Below are 14,663 nucleotides of genomic sequence, written 5' to 3' on the forward strand. Positions count from 1 at the left end.
GAATACAACTTGGAAAATACGTAGGGGGATACCTGAATGATGTACTTTGATGAGGCGATTGACGCCGTAGCAAAAATTAAAGTAATTGGAGTCGGTGGCGGCGGGTCAAACGCCGTTAACCGCATGATTGAACATGGGGTACAAGGAGTCGAGTTCATCGCTGTCAACACGGATGCACAAGCGTTGAACATGTCGAAAGCCGACGTGAAACTTCAACTTGGCGCAAAATTGACACGTGGACTCGGTGCAGGGGCCAACCCTGATATCGGTAAAAAAGCAGCCGAAGAAAGTCGCGAACAGTTGATTGAAGCACTTGATGGAGCAGACATGGTCTTCGTCACTGCTGGTATGGGTGGTGGAACCGGGACAGGTGCTGCTCCGGTGATTGCAGAAATTTCAAAAGAAATCGGCGCACTCACAGTCGGTGTCGTCACAAAACCGTTCATGTTCGAAGGACGCAAGCGTATGCAACATGCACAACACGGAATTCAAGCGTTCAAGGAAAAAGTAGATACGCTCATCGTGATTCCAAACGATAAGCTTCTTGAAATCGTGGAACGCAACACACCGATGATTGAGGCGTTCCGTGAAGCGGATAACGTACTTCGCCAAGGTGTTCAAGGGATTACAGACTTGATTGCGATTCCAGGTCTCATTAACCTTGACTTTGCAGATGTGAAGACAATCATGACGGAGAAAGGTTCTGCCCTCATGGGTGTCGGTGTCGCTACAGGTGAAAACCGTGCCGTTGAAGCTGCGAAGAAAGCCATTTCGTCACCTCTTCTCGAATCATCAATCGAAGGAGCGAAAGGTGTCTTGATGAACATCACGGGTGGACTTAGCCTCAGCTTGTTTGAAGTAACAGAGGCGGCTCAAATCGTTCAAAGTGCAGCTGATGAAGAAGTGAACTTAATCTTCGGTTCGGTCATCAACGAAAACTTGAACGACGAGATCATCGTCACCGTGATTGCAACTGAATTCGCTGAAGAAGCGCAAGGGGCGAACCCGTTCCTTCAGCAACCGAAAAAACAGCCTGAGGTTGAGAACAAGGAACCCCAACCAAAAGCAAATGAAACGGCTCAACAAGACGAAGGGAACTTCCATCGTCCTGTATATGGGGGAGACGTCCCAGATGAGACGATCAACATCCCTGCGTTCGTGAGACAACGCCGTAACTAAACAACTTGGGGTGCCGGTATTCGGCATCCCTTTTTCTAAAAGGAGAGACCGATGCAACTGTTACATACTTGGGAAACCGAAACGAATCGCTATCATGCTTATGTGACGACGCGAACGAACGGACATAACGCTGGTAACGTCGGATTACACGTGGGGGATGAAGTCAACCGAGTCGTCGAAAATCGTCGACAGTTCTTTGAACAATCAGGACTCTCGCTAGGCGATTCCGTGTGGGCCGATCAAGTGCACGGAACAACGGTTCAAGTCGTCGATTCGTCTGATAAAGGTAAAGGAGCGTTCCAGTATGATGAGGCGATTCCTCAAACGGATGGATTGCTCACGATGGAGGACGCGTTACCATTAGCACTCGTCTTTGCCGACTGCGTGCCTCTCTTCTTCTGTGCGAAAGAGCACGGAGTCATTGGGATTGCCCATGCCGGGTGGAAAGGTACGGTCGGAAACATTGTACAGTCCATGCTCGAAACGTTTGCTGAACAGGGAATCGAGGCGACCGATGTGGACATGCTCGTCGGTCCGTCCATCTCGGGAGATGATTATGAGGTCGATGGTCGCGTCCTACAGGCCGTTCGGGAAGTCTCACCCGTTGCATATGAACAGGCCGTGCGAAACGAGTCAGGGGACCACGCCCTTTTGTCCCTCCAAACCGTCAATGAAGTATTGGCAAAAGAACATGACACACTAGTCATGCAATCGAATTTAACGACTGGCGCAGATGCCCCGTATTTCTCCTATCGAGATGGAGAAATGAAACGTCGGTTTGCAGCAGTCATCGTCAAGGAGCGGAAATTGTGAGTATTTCAGATAATGTAAAGGAAGTTCAATCCATCATTTCATCACACGTTCAAGATGTGGACCCTACTTTGATTGCCGTCACGAAATCGGTCGGTGTCGATGTGGCCAATGCTCTCTACGAAGAAGGGATTCGTGACTTTGGAGAAAACCGTCCGGATTCTTTACTCGAGAAAGTTGAAGGGATGCCGAAGGATGCGAGATTTCATTTTATCGGTACGTTACAGACGCGAAAAGTGAGACAAATCATTGATCACGTCGCAGCAATCCATTCGCTCGACCGTTTGTCTCTCGCAGCAGAGATTGACAAGCGTGCGGACCGAATGATTGATTGTTTCGTTCAAGTGAACACATCAGGAGAAGATTCAAAACATGGTCTTGAAATAGAGGAAGTCGCGCCCTTCATAGAGAACTGTAAACAGTATCCTCATATTCGAATCATCGGACTAATGACGATGGCACCATTCACTGAAGATGAGTCCATCCTTCGTGAAACGTTCCGCCGTCTCCGTCATTTACGTGATGAAGTGAAGGCAAAGGCGTATGAACACGCACCTTGCACGGAACTGTCGATGGGGATGTCAAACGATTATCCAATCGCGATTGAAGAAGGCGCATCGTTTGTTCGTATTGGTACCGTACTTGTGCAATAATATATCTTAAGGAGGAATCCGTTATGTCAATCAAAAACAAAATGAAAGATTTCTTTGGACTCGAGGAAGATCCGAACAGCACATATGAGGAAGAAGAGTACGCAGTTGCAAATGCAGCCGCTCCTTCTACGACTGAAACATCGGTCGTCAGACAGGATGATCGCCCAAAATCAGCAAATAATCTCGTAGCGCTCAATACGAAAAAGAAAGACCGTTCGAAAGTCGTATTGGCTGAGCCACGTGTGTTCGCTGAAGCGCAAGACATCAGCGATCATCTGAAAGAAAACCGTGCTGTCATTGTCAACCTTCAGCGCATGTCAAAAGAGCAATCGCGTCAAGTCGTTAACTTCCTCTCAGGTGTCGTATATGCCCTTGAGGGATCGATGACTTCGATTGGACATAACACGATTCTGTGTACTCCGAATAACGTCGAATTGACGGGTTCAATTTCAAACTTGATTTCGGAGGATGAACTTCACAGTAAAGGGTGGTAACTGAATGGAAAACGTAATCCCTGCCTTAGGCAAAACGTTGAGCGACTTACTTGGTATCTATAGTTGGGTCCTTATCGGTTATATTTTATTATCATGGTTCCCGAACGCACGTGAATCAAAATTTGGACAGATTTTATCTTTCCTTTGTGAACCGTTTTTGGCGCCGTTTCGTCGAATCATCCCACCGATTGGTGGCATGCTTGATATTTCCCCAATCGTGGCGTTGTTCGTGTTACGTATGGCCCAATCTGGGATCGCTGCGATTTTTGGGTGACGTATGAGCGTCTATGACCATTATCGACCAAGTGAACGCGCGTTCGTGGAGCAAGTGCTCGACTGGGTACAGCAAGTGGAGAATAGCTATGTGCTGAAGTTGACGGATTTCTTAGATCCGCGTGAACAGCAAATCGTCAAACAGCTTGTCGGCAAACAACTTGTCATTCATGATGATGGCGGATTTGAAGGGGCAGAACGACGTCGACTGATTTTGGCCCCGGATTATTATGAACTGAATGCCGATGATTTCGAGATTGAGGTCCGTCGAATCGAGTATCCGACAAAATTTGTGGACTTGACGCATCGACAAGTGACAGGGACATTGCTGAACGCTGGACTGAAGCGCCAAAAGTTCGGTGACGTCGTTCTTGACGAGGAGATCGTACAATTTGCGACGACACGAGAAGCGGTCGGATTCATCGAAATGAACCTCGAGCGTGTCGGAAAAGCAAAAGTCCGTATTTCCTCTGTGGCGAAAGAAGAGATTCTCATCGTTCCAAAAACGGAGTGGGTGGAAGGCTTTGGCATCGTGTCCTCGTTACGATTTGATACGGTCGCAAGCGAGGTGCTTAATATTTCTCGGCAAAAAGCCCAGGCACTCGTCAAACATGGCGACTGTAAAGTGAACCATAAAGTCATTGAAGACGCGAGCTTCATCCTTGAGCCAGATGATCTGCTCTCCGTTCGTGGATATGGTCGCATCAAATTGATGGAGATTCTCGGATCGACCAAACGTGAAAAAATTAAAATCCAGTATGGCACCATACGTTGAATTTAGGAGGAAAGTCGAATGGCGTTGACACCGATTGATATTCATAATAAAGAATTTTCTTCCCGTTTTCGTGGGTACGACATCGATGAGGTCAATGAATTTTTAGATCAAATCATTAAAGAGTTTGAACTATTGATTCGTGAGAATCGACGGTATGAAGAACTTGTCAACGATATGCAAGCCCGCATTGACTACTTCTCCTCGATGGAAGATACGTTGAACAAGTCGATTATTGTCGCGCAGGAAGCAGCGGAAGAAGTGAAGAACAATGCTCAAAAAGAAGCGAGTCTCATTTTGAAGCAAGCGGAACGTGAAGCGTTCGCTCGTGAAGAAGAAGCGGCGCGCAAAGAGCAACTTGCTGAACGTGAAGTCGTCCAAATGCTCAAGAAAGTCGAGTTGTATCGAACACGTTTCCGTGTCCTCGTCGACGCCCAAATGGAGCTCTTAAACAGCACAGAGTGGGAGACGATTGTCGGGGAGCCGCCTGTGCAGACGGTTCTTGACGATAGATCAGAACTTGCGTATAATGACCACGAAGTCACACAGAATGAAGAACAACATGGATAAATGATCAACACGTTGAGTAGGACGCGTCGATCGAGTCATACCTACGAAGCGACTTAGGGACGGTGAGAGCCTAAGAGAAAGACTCGAATCGGTATCCCCTATGAGTCGTCGCGCTGAACTATAGTAGGCGTGACCGCCTGACCTCGTTATCGGTTACCGAGAGCGGTCTCATGAGAGTGAGACTAGTAGGGTGGTACCGCGAGTCAACCAACTCGTCCCTATCAGGGATGGGTTGGTTTTTTTTGTTTTCTAAAAAAATGTTGATGGAGGAGTTTCGATGAACTACAAAGACACGCTATTAATGCCAAACACAGAATTCGCAATGCGTGGGAATTTACCAAAACGCGAACCGGCAATGCAAACAGAATGGGAAGACATGGACCTTTACAACAAAGTACAAGAAAAAAATGCGGGGAAACCGCAATATATCTTACATGATGGACCTCCATATGCGAACGGCGACATCCACATGGGACACGCGATGAACAAAGTATTAAAAGACATCATCGTGCGTTTCAAAGGGATGAATGGCTATCAGTCTCCAATGATTCCAGGTTGGGATACACATGGTCTTCCAATCGAGAATGCCCTTCAAAAAGCTGGCGTCAACCGTAAGGAGATGACGGTCGCTGAATTCCGTGAAAAGTGTGCAGAATATGCGATGGAACAAGTGAACTCGCAACGCGAACAATTTAAACGTCTCGGTCTTCTCGCAGACTTTGAGAATCCATACATCACGCTTCTTCCTGAATACGAGGCGGCACAAATTCGCTTGTTCGGGTCGATGGCTGAGAAAGGTTACATCTACAAAGGGAAAAAACCGGTCTACTGGTCACCATCTTCGGAGTCAGCACTCGCGGAAGCTGAAATTGAATATTACGATAAAAAATCACCGGCTATCTACGTGGCATTCCGCGTTGTAGACGGTAAAGATACATTGACGTCAAATGATCATTTTGTCATCTGGACGACGACACCTTGGACAATCCCGGCCAACCTTGGAATCGCGGTGAGTGATGAGTTGACTTACACGCGTATCGATCATGAAGGGAAAGGCTATATCGTCGCAGAAACGCTCGTTGAAGAAGTGACGACAGCGCTTGGATGGTCTGACTATACAGTGAGCGGTTCATGGAACGGTCGCGATTTTGAATACATGACGGCGCAGCATCCGTTGTATGACCGGACGTCACTCGTCATCCTTGGTGACCACGTCACTGCGGATGCGACGGGACTCGTGCATACGGCCCCTGGACACGGGGAAGACGACTATCGTGTCGGACAGGCTTACGGATTAGACGTACTTTGCCCGGTAGATGACCGTGGGTATATGACAGACGAAGCCCCTGGTTTCGAGGGTCTCTTCTACGAAGATGCGAATAAACAAATCGGGATGAAGCTTGAAGAGAACGGCTACTTGCTCAACTTGAAGTTCATCAAGCACTCGTACCCGCACGACTGGCGTACGAAAAAGCCGGTCATCTTCCGTGCGACGCCACAATGGTTCGCATCGATCAAAGATTTCCGTGAAGATATGCTTCGTGAAATCGAAGAAGTGAACTGGGTTCCTGAATGGGGGATGACACGTCTTTACAACATGGTCCGTGACCGTGGAGACTGGGTCATCAGCCGTCAACGTGCTTGGGGTGTTCCAATCCCAATCTTCTACGCTGAAGATGGTACTGAAATCATCACGAACGAAACGATTGACCACATTGCGAACTTGTTCCGCGAGCACGGGTCAAATGTATGGTATGAGCGTGAAGCGAAAGACCTTCTCCCTGAAGGCTTCACACATCCGAACAGCCCGAATGGCGAGTTCCGTAAAGAACTCGACATCATGGACGTCTGGTTCGATTCAGGTTCTTCACACGCTGGTGTATTAGAGGAACGCGAAAACCTGCGTCGTCCGGCAGACCTTTACCTTGAAGGTTCTGACCAATATCGCGGCTGGTTTAACTCGTCACTCTCAACAGCTGTCGCGACGACTGGGAAAGCACCATACCGAAACGTCTTAAGCCACGGTTTTGTCCTTGATGGCGATGGACGTAAGATGTCGAAATCGCTCGGTAACACAATCGCACCGAACGATCTCGTAAAACAATACGGTGCCGAAATCGTACGCCTTTGGGTCGCATCGGTTGACTACCAATCAGACGTACGTGCGTCACATGACAACTTCAAACAAGTATCAGAAGTTTACCGGAAGATGCGTAACACGATCCGCTTCTTGCTCGGGAACTTGAACGGGTTCGAACCATCGATGCGTGTCGCATTCGACGACATGCCGGAAGCAGACCGTTTCATGGCGACGAAACTCAAGCAATTACAGACAAAAGTTGTCAAAGCATACGATGAATTTGACTTTATGGCCGTGTATCATCTCGTTCATAACTTCTGTGTCAACGAGTTGTCATCGTTCTACCTCGACTTCACAAAAGATATTTTGTATATCGAACGTGAAGACGATCTCCGTCGTCGTGCTGTTCAGACAGTCATGTACGATGCGGTCGTACTCTTGACGAAACTATTGGCACCAATCCTTCCACACACAGCCGATGAGGCGTGGAAAGAGGTTCCTGGGAAGTCAGAAGCAAGTATCTTCTTGACGGATTTAGAAGAAGTGAGCGCGCTCACAACAGACGAAACGGCTTTACTTGAGAAGTGGTCGAAATTCCTCGTCTTCCGTGACGATGTCTTGAAAGCGATTGAGATTGCACGTGGAGAAAAATTGATCGGAAAACCGCTTGAGGCGAAGTTGATCCTCGCACCGAAAGCAGAGACTGCCGAGTTGCTCAAGACGATCGACAACGTCAGTCAACTGCTTCAAGTATCGCAAGTGGAATGGTCTGAGACGGCAGACGTCGATTATGCGACGACGAAAATCACAGTCATGAAAGCCGACGGAGCCGCTTGTGCACGCTGTTGGACATACTCGACAGAGCTTGGACAAAACGAAGAGCATCCTGAGCTTTGCCCACGCTGTGCATCAGTAATCGGTTAAGACGAACCGGAGTGGCGTCCCCACTCCGGTTTCTTAACGGCTTGAAAGGAGACGCGTATGAAACGCTATTATGGATTGGCCATACTCTTGATTTTTCTCGACCAATTGACGAAATGGGTGGTCGTACAGACGATGACCATCGGGCAAACGATTGAAGTCATCCCGAATTTGTTATATTGGACGTCTTATCGCAATAAAGGGGCAGCGTGGGGAATGTTAGAGGGACAAATGGTGTTCTTCTTCGTCATCACAATGCTTGTCGTGGCAGGACTGATCTACTTCATGCACAAAGAAGTAAAAGGTTATCACCTTCTCGGATACAGTGTCGGACTACTATTGGCCGGTGCCATCGGGAACTTTATCGACCGCCTGTTTCGTGGCGAAGTCGTCGATTTTGTCGATACGTATCCGTTCGGGTACAACTTCCCAATTTTTAACGTGGCCGATATGGCACTCACGTTTGGGGTCATCTTGATGGTCGTTGGGATTTTATTTGAAGAAAAATTACACAAAGAAAGGGGACAATCGTAATGGAAACGTATACTTTTGTCGCCGATGAAAAGGCAAGGATTGATAAGTGGGTCAGTGACCGTGGTGAATGGTCACGCTCACAAGTACAGGAATGGATCAAGACGGGAGCCCTCCTCGTCAATGGTAGTGCCGTGAAGGCGAACTACAAGCTTCAAGTGGGGGATGAAGTGGAAGTGAACGTGCCGGAAGCGGTCGAGCTCGAAGTGTTGCCTGAAGACATCCCGCTCGAAATCGTCTTTGAGGATGAGGACGTCATCGTCGTCAATAAGGCTCGTGGGATGGTTGTTCACCCTGCAGCCGGTCATACATCAGGAACGCTCGTCAATGCGCTACTTTTCCATTGCGATGACCTATCGGGCATCAATGGGGTCAAACGTCCAGGAATCGTCCATCGGATTGATAAGGACACGACAGGTCTTCTCATGGTCGCCAAAAATGATTTGGCACACGAGTCGCTTGCGAGCCAATTGAAAGACAAGACAATCAAACGGGAATATATCGCGCTCGTCCACGGCGAACTTGTCCATGAACTTGGAACAATCGAGGCACCAATCGGGCGTGATACAAATGATCGTCAGCGCATGACCGTGACGGACCGGAACGCCAAAGAAGCGGTCACACATTTTCGTTTACTCGAACGTTATAAAGACTTCACGCTCGTGGAGTGTAAATTAGAAACGGGACGCACGCACCAGATTCGCGTACACATGCGTTATATCGGTCATCCGCTCGCCGGTGACCCGAAATATGGCCCACGCCGCACGATTGATTTAGGCGGTCAAGCGCTCCATGCGGCAACACTCGGATTCCATCATCCACGTACGAAAGAATGGATGGAGTTCGAAGCGCCACTCCCAGAAGACTTCAAAGCGGAACTCGCAAAATTAGATAAAATCGAGAAAACACGTTGACTTCTGTCACGTTCCGATTTATAGTCTAGGAAGCATAACACCTTTAAACCCAGTCCAGAGAGGCTGTGAAAGGATTGTGACCGCGGTCACATTTACGTCAATTCAACCCCGGCATTCGTATGCCGTTTTTGATGAAGACTCCCTTTCCAGTCGGATCAGGGAGTCTTCTTTTTTATGAAGTTTGGAAGGAGGAATCACGTGAAACAATCAGTCATTTTAGATGAGTCAGCCATCCGTCGAGCCTTGACACGAATCGCTCATGAAATCATTGAACGAAACAAAGGAATCGATGATGTCGTACTCGTCGGGATCAAAACGAGAGGCGAAACGCTCGCTGACCGACTCGCACGCCGAATCGAAGAGATTGAAGGCAAGCCGGTCGCACTCGGTAATCTCGATATCACGCTTTACCGAGATGACTTATCGAAGAAGTCGCTTGACCCAGAAGTGAAAGCGACGGAATTACCGCATGACATCAACGGAAAGACGGTCGTCCTCGTTGACGACGTTCTGTATACAGGTCGCACGGTTCGTGCCGCAATGGACGCGCTTGTCGACCATGGTCGTCCGGACTATATCCAACTCGCTGTCTTGATTGATCGAGGCCATCGAGAACTCCCGATTCGACCAGATTTTATAGGAAAGAACGTTCCGACGTCCAAGTCCGAGCAAGTCGTCGTCCGACTCAGTGAAGTCGATACGGCGGATGAAGTCAGTATCCATCAGCACTAAACCCATACCTTTAAGGTGGTCCTGAGAGGCCAGGAAGGAGAATTCAATATGAAACAACCTGTTCTACACATCCACGAGCGTCCAGCTCACTTTCCACAATGGCTGTTATTCAGTCTTCAACACGTCTTCGCCATGTTCGGAGCGACGATTTTAGTCCCGATTTTGACTGGATTAAATACATCGGTCGCCCTCGTCGCTTCCGGAGTGGCCACGCTCTCATTCTTAGCGATTACTCGCTTCAAAGTCCCGACATACTTAGGTTCAAGTTTTGCCTACATCGCCCCAATCATAGCGGTCAGCCAGCAATGGGGTGTCGAAGCCGCGCTCTTTGGCGGTATCGCCGCCGGTTCGGTATACGGCGTCGTCTCCTTGATCATCTATAAGACGGGCGTCAATTGGTTGCTCCGATTGCTTCCACCAGTCGTCGTTGGACCGGTCATCATGGTCATCGGCCTCTCGCTCGCTCCGGTCGCCATCGACATGTCGATGAATCAAAATGGTGCGTACAACGGAACATTCATGGTCATCGCTCTATTGACGCTTGGAATCACAATGCTCGCCATGACAAAGCTAAAAGGTGTCTGGGGAGCGGTTCCGATCCTTTTTGGAATCGTCGGGGGCTACGGGATTGCCGCAGCATTTGGAATCATCGATTACTCACCGATTCAACAAGCGAGCTTGTTCCAACTCCCTGACTTCACGATGGTGTTCGTCGACTACATGCCGATGTGGCAAGTCGGTGCACTCCTTGCAATCGTACCGGTCGCCCTCGTCACAATGACGGAGCACATCGGTGATCAGATGGTCACGTCGAAAATCATCGGACGAGAGACGATGAAAGATCCGGGTCTCCATCGCACGCTACTCGGTGACGGGGTAGGAAAAGCGGTCGCCTCCGCACTCGGTGGACCACCGTGTACGACTTACGGTGAGAACAACGGCGTCATGGCCATCACGCGAGTTTATAGTGTCTACGTCATCGCTGGAGCGGCGCTCATGGCCATCAGCTTCGGATTCCTCGGTCATATCGAAGCATTCATCTCGACCATCCCGAACCCGGTCAAAGGTGGAATCTCAATCCTCTTGTTCGGTGTCATCGCGTCAAACGGGTTACGGACGATGGTAGAGAGCAAAGTCGACTTGGCAGAGAAACGCAACTTGATCATCTCGTCGGTCATCCTCGTCATCGGGCTCGGTGGTGCGATGGTTCAAATCGGTAGCTTCCCGGTACAAGGGATGGCGCTCGCGACAGTCGTCGGTATTTTATTGAACGCGATCTTGCCGAAAGAAGAAGAGGAAACAGCGGTCGACATCAACACAACTGAAGAAACGAAACAAGCAAGTAACTTTTAATTCGATCCCGTGAGGTCGGCAAAGTGAAGGCTCGTTTATTTGGGTGTACCCTGCCCAGATAAAGGCGTCCCTTCACATCGGTGAAGAGACGCCTTTTCTCTTTGCCTCTAACTAAAGGAGGAGACGAACATGAATACGATGCAGACAAACGTAAAACCGGTCAAACACTTCGTCAGTTTGGACACACTTTCCCTTGAGGAGATCATGGGCATGATTGAAGAGTCGTTGCGCTACAAACAAGGAGATCTGCCTCCATTATTTGACGGGAAGACGGTAGCGAACCTGTTCTTTGAAAATTCGACGCGCACGAAAAACTCGTTTCAAATGGCCGAGCGCCATTTGAACATGCAAGAGATTCCATTCGATGTGACGACGTCATCGGTCACAAAAGGCGAAACGCTCTACGATACGTGCAAAACGCTCGAAGCCATCGGTGTGGACGCGCTCGTCATTCGACATCCGGAAGCAGGCTATTATCACGAACTCGTCGAGAAACTAAATATCCCGGTGTTGAACGGAGGGGACGGGAGCGGGGAACATCCATCCCAATCGTTGCTCGATCTCGTTACCATCTTTGAAGAGTTCGGAACGTTTCAAGGGTTGAACGTCGCCATCTGTGGCGACCTCGTCCATAGTCGGGTCGCCCGCTCGAATGCGAGCGTCTTGAAACGACTTGGGGCAAACGTGGTCGGTTGTAGCCCCATCTCTTGGTGGGACGATTCAATGGGACTAGAGCGAAAAGAACTCGATGACATTTTAGGTGAATGTGACGTCATCATGTTACTTCGTGTACAGCATGAGCGTCACATCATGGGAGACGTCTTCTCAAAAGAGGAGTATCACACACAGTTCGGTTTGACGGTCGAACGCGTCGAGCGAATGAAAGAAGGCGCCATTATCATGCACCCGGCTCCGGTCAATCGGGATGTAGAGATTGCCGGAAGTCTGATTGAACATGAGCGGTCACGCATCTTCCCGCAAATGAAGAACGGCGTCTATGCACGCATGAGCATTTTAAATCGAGCATTAGGAGGACAACAATGATACTTCAAAACGCGACATGGTATGACGAGGGAACGAAACGCACGACATCTATTCTAGTGAAGGACGGAAAGATCGAATCACTCGACTATATGGGGGAGGGCGCGGGGCAAGAAATCATCGATGCATCAGGCTATCTGCTCACACCAGGACTCGTCGATGTCCATGTCCACTTGCGTGAACCGGGAGGCGAGGTGAAAGAGACGATTCAGACGGGAACGATGGCTGCTGCGGCAGGCGGATTCACGACCATCTGCTCGATGCCAAACACGAGACCGGTACCGGACAATCGCGAGACGATGGACGTCCTCCTCCAAAAAATCGATCAAGATGCAGTCGTCCGAGTCCTTCCTTACGCGGCCATCACGAAACGACAGCTCGGTGAGGAACAGGTCGACATGGAATCGCTCGCAGATGCCTTTGCCTTCACAGATGACGGGGTCGGTGTCCAATCGGCGGCGATGATGCGACAAGCGATGAGAGAAGCGAAACGATTGAACAAAGCGGTCGTCGCCCACTGTGAAGACAATACGTTGAAGGCGGGATCGGTCCACGAGGGCAAATTCAGTGAGGCGCATGGCATTCAAGGAATTCCGAGTCTTGCGGAGAGCATTCATATCGCTCGCGACGTGTTGATCGCCGAAGAGACAGGTTGTCATTATCACGTCTGTCACGTCTCAACCCGCCAATCGGTTCGTGTCATTCGGGATGCGAAGCGTGCCGGCATTCGTGTGACTGCTGAAGTGACGCCACATCACCTCGTCTTGAGTGAAGATGATATCCCAGGACTCGATGCAAACTTCAAGATGAACCCGCCGCTCCGAAGCGAGGACGATCGACAGGCGCTTCTCGAAGGATTGTTCGATGGAACGATCGACATGATTGCAACGGACCATGCTCCTCATACAGCAGAAGAGAAGGCACAGGGGATGGAACGTGCACCATTCGGGATTACCGGCTTCGAGACGGCATTCCCGCTTCTCTACACGACGTTTGTGGAAACCGGCGTCATGGAAGAACATCAGTTGATTGATTGGATGACGAAACGCCCGAGCGACGTGTTCGGATTATCAAGAGGGGAACTGAAAGTTGGGGCGGATGCCGATTTGGTACTGATTGATACAGAAACGACGCGGGTGGTGGATCCGTCGACGTTCTATTCGAAAGGGAAGAACACACCTTTTACGGGGAAACAACTTGTCGGATGGCCGGTCATGACGATGGTCGGTGGCGAAATTGTATATAAGGGGCGATTTGATGAAACGAACATTATGGCTTGAGGATGGAATGAAATTTGTCGGGAAAGGGTTCGGGGCACCCGCTGATACGATGGGTGAAGTCGTCTTTCAGACAGGGATGACAGGATATCAAGAAATCTTATCGGATCCGTCGTACTGCGACCAAATGATTGTCCTGACGAACCCGTTGATCGGAAACTATGGTGTCAATCGCGAGGATTTTGAAACGACAGTTCCGGTGGCGAAAGGGTTAATCGTAAAAGAAGTATGCGATACGCCATCGAACTTCCGTTCAACGACGACACTCGATGCAACACTCACTCGCTTCGGCATTCCAGGACTCTCGGATATCGATACACGAATGTTGACACGTCACTTACGGGCGCAAGGTGTCATGCGAGGTGTCCTCGTCGATGGTGAATTGACATGGGACGAGGTACAGTCTCGCTTTAACGAACTGTCTCCGAACGACCAAGTCGCACGTGTTTCGACGAAACGGACGTATGTGAGTACGGGAACGGGACCACGTATCGCCTTGATCGACTTTGGCGCGAAACTCGGAATCATGCGCGAGTTGATGAAACGCGACTGTGAAGTCATCGTCTTCCCGCATGATGTGACGGCAGAAGAGGTATTACGGTACGAGCCAGACGGCATTATGTTATCAAATGGACCAGGAGACCCTAAAGACGTTCCGACTGCATTGCCGCTCATCGAGCAACTCATGCCGACGACACCAATGTTCGGGATTTGTCTCGGTCATCAGCTGATTGCCCTCGCAAACGGTGCGAATACATTCAAGCTTCCGTTCGGACATCGTGGCGCGAATCATCCGGTGCTCGAGCTTGAGACAGGTGCCGTGACCATCACTTCTCAAAACCATGGATATGCGGTAGAGGAAACGTCACTGCTCGATACACCGCTCATCGTGACACATCGTGCGGTCAATGACGGAACGATTGAAGGGGTAAGACATCTCCATCATCCGACCTTCTCGGTACAGTATCATCCCGAGGCAGCACCGGGACCGTTCGATGCCAACGACTTATTTGACCGTTTCATGCAACTCGTACAAGAAAACAAACAGAAAGTAGGAATTTGA

General features: G+C 49.5%; 15 protein-coding genes. All 15 read left to right on the forward strand.

Features of this window, described 5'->3' with window-relative positions; genetic code table 11:
• Positions 1-36 precede the first annotated feature (36 nt).
• The 15 genes from ftsZ (at position 37) to KNO66_RS02195 (ending at position 14,663) form a co-directional block, all read left to right on the forward strand.
• A complete protein-coding gene (gene ftsZ / locus KNO66_RS02125; protein WP_214739978.1) occupies positions 37-1,179 on the forward strand; it encodes a cell division protein FtsZ in 1,143 nt (380 codons plus the stop codon).
• Positions 1,180-1,230: 51 nt separating this feature from the next.
• Positions 1,231-1,992, forward strand: coding sequence for a peptidoglycan editing factor PgeF (pgeF, locus tag KNO66_RS02130; protein WP_214739980.1), 762 nt, complete (start codon positions 1,231-1,233; stop codon positions 1,990-1,992).
• The gene (locus tag KNO66_RS02135) at positions 1,989-2,642 is read left to right on the forward strand and encodes a YggS family pyridoxal phosphate-dependent enzyme (protein ID WP_214739982.1); all 654 of its coding nucleotides are present in this window, start codon (positions 1,989-1,991) and stop codon (positions 2,640-2,642) included. The genes pgeF and KNO66_RS02135 overlap by 4 nt, the downstream gene beginning before the upstream one ends.
• A 23-nt stretch (positions 2,643-2,665) precedes the next feature.
• A complete protein-coding gene (locus KNO66_RS02140; protein ID WP_015881316.1) occupies positions 2,666-3,136 on the forward strand; it encodes a cell division protein SepF in 471 nt (156 codons plus the stop codon).
• 4 nt (positions 3,137-3,140) lie between these two features.
• A complete protein-coding gene (locus tag KNO66_RS02145) occupies positions 3,141-3,410 on the forward strand; it encodes a YggT family protein (RefSeq protein ID WP_214739984.1) in 270 nt (89 codons plus the stop codon).
• Between the two features lie 3 nt (positions 3,411-3,413).
• A complete protein-coding gene (locus KNO66_RS02150) occupies positions 3,414-4,184 on the forward strand; it encodes a YlmH family RNA-binding protein (RefSeq protein ID WP_214739986.1) in 771 nt (256 codons plus the stop codon).
• A gap of 18 nt (positions 4,185-4,202) precedes the next feature.
• Positions 4,203-4,751, forward strand: coding sequence for a DivIVA domain-containing protein (locus KNO66_RS02155; RefSeq protein WP_214739988.1), 549 nt, complete (start codon positions 4,203-4,205; stop codon positions 4,749-4,751).
• Positions 4,752-5,028: 277 nt separating this feature from the next.
• The gene (gene ileS, locus KNO66_RS02160; RefSeq protein WP_214739990.1) at positions 5,029-7,755 is read left to right on the forward strand and encodes an isoleucine--tRNA ligase; all 2,727 of its coding nucleotides are present in this window, start codon (positions 5,029-5,031) and stop codon (positions 7,753-7,755) included.
• A 57-nt stretch (positions 7,756-7,812) separates the two neighbouring features.
• A complete protein-coding gene (gene lspA, locus KNO66_RS02165; protein ID WP_214739992.1) occupies positions 7,813-8,286 on the forward strand; it encodes a signal peptidase II in 474 nt (157 codons plus the stop codon).
• Positions 8,286-9,197, forward strand: a complete 912-nt coding sequence (locus tag KNO66_RS02170; protein WP_214739995.1) for an RluA family pseudouridine synthase — start codon at positions 8,286-8,288, stop codon at positions 9,195-9,197. Before lspA ends, KNO66_RS02170 begins: the two co-directional genes overlap by 1 nt.
• 174 nt (positions 9,198-9,371) lie before the next feature.
• Positions 9,372-9,929, forward strand: a complete 558-nt coding sequence (gene pyrR, locus KNO66_RS02175) for a bifunctional pyr operon transcriptional regulator/uracil phosphoribosyltransferase PyrR (protein WP_251125751.1) — start codon at positions 9,372-9,374, stop codon at positions 9,927-9,929.
• A gap of 48 nt (positions 9,930-9,977) precedes the next feature.
• Positions 9,978-11,282, forward strand: a complete 1,305-nt coding sequence (locus tag KNO66_RS02180; protein WP_214739999.1) for a uracil-xanthine permease family protein — start codon at positions 9,978-9,980, stop codon at positions 11,280-11,282.
• Positions 11,283-11,411: 129 nt separating this feature from the next.
• A complete protein-coding gene (locus tag KNO66_RS02185; protein WP_214740001.1) occupies positions 11,412-12,326 on the forward strand; it encodes an aspartate carbamoyltransferase catalytic subunit in 915 nt (304 codons plus the stop codon).
• Entirely contained in the window at positions 12,323-13,603 is a 1,281-nt protein-coding gene (locus KNO66_RS02190; RefSeq protein ID WP_214740003.1) for a dihydroorotase, read from the forward strand. The genes KNO66_RS02185 and KNO66_RS02190 overlap by 4 nt, the downstream gene beginning before the upstream one ends.
• A complete protein-coding gene (locus tag KNO66_RS02195; RefSeq protein WP_214740005.1) occupies positions 13,581-14,663 on the forward strand; it encodes a carbamoyl phosphate synthase small subunit in 1,083 nt (360 codons plus the stop codon). Before KNO66_RS02190 ends, KNO66_RS02195 begins: the two co-directional genes overlap by 23 nt.

Source organism: Exiguobacterium sp. s48, assembly GCF_018617395.1.
GTDB lineage: Bacteria > Bacillota > Bacilli > Exiguobacteriales > Exiguobacteriaceae > Exiguobacterium.

What these genes read in the sequence shown, in the direction of transcription:
- KNO66_RS02190 (WP_214740003.1), top strand. Translation starts at nt 12,323, where the DNA reads ATGATACTTCAAAACGCGACATGGTATGACGAGGGAACGAAACGCACG.
- KNO66_RS02140 (WP_015881316.1), top strand. Translation starts at nt 2,666, where the DNA reads ATGTCAATCAAAAACAAAATGAAAGATTTCTTTGGACTCGAGGAAGAT.
- KNO66_RS02180 (WP_214739999.1), top strand. Translation starts at nt 9,978, where the DNA reads ATGAAACAACCTGTTCTACACATCCACGAGCGTCCAGCTCACTTTCCA.
- KNO66_RS02155 (WP_214739988.1), top strand. Translation starts at nt 4,203, where the DNA reads ATGGCGTTGACACCGATTGATATTCATAATAAAGAATTTTCTTCCCGT.
- pgeF (WP_214739980.1), top strand. Translation starts at nt 1,231, where the DNA reads ATGCAACTGTTACATACTTGGGAAACCGAAACGAATCGCTATCATGCT.
- KNO66_RS02185 (WP_214740001.1), top strand. Translation starts at nt 11,412, where the DNA reads ATGAATACGATGCAGACAAACGTAAAACCGGTCAAACACTTCGTCAGT.
- KNO66_RS02195 (WP_214740005.1), top strand. Translation starts at nt 13,581, where the DNA reads ATGAAACGAACATTATGGCTTGAGGATGGAATGAAATTTGTCGGGAAA.
- KNO66_RS02170 (WP_214739995.1), top strand. Translation starts at nt 8,286, where the DNA reads ATGGAAACGTATACTTTTGTCGCCGATGAAAAGGCAAGGATTGATAAG.
- ileS (WP_214739990.1), top strand. Translation starts at nt 5,029, where the DNA reads ATGAACTACAAAGACACGCTATTAATGCCAAACACAGAATTCGCAATG.
- KNO66_RS02145 (WP_214739984.1), top strand. Translation starts at nt 3,141, where the DNA reads ATGGAAAACGTAATCCCTGCCTTAGGCAAAACGTTGAGCGACTTACTT.
- ftsZ (WP_214739978.1), top strand. Translation starts at nt 37, where the DNA reads ATGATGTACTTTGATGAGGCGATTGACGCCGTAGCAAAAATTAAAGTA.
- KNO66_RS02150 (WP_214739986.1), top strand. Translation starts at nt 3,414, where the DNA reads ATGAGCGTCTATGACCATTATCGACCAAGTGAACGCGCGTTCGTGGAG.
- pyrR (WP_251125751.1), top strand. Translation starts at nt 9,372, where the DNA reads ATGAAGTTTGGAAGGAGGAATCACGTGAAACAATCAGTCATTTTAGAT.
- lspA (WP_214739992.1), top strand. Translation starts at nt 7,813, where the DNA reads ATGAAACGCTATTATGGATTGGCCATACTCTTGATTTTTCTCGACCAA.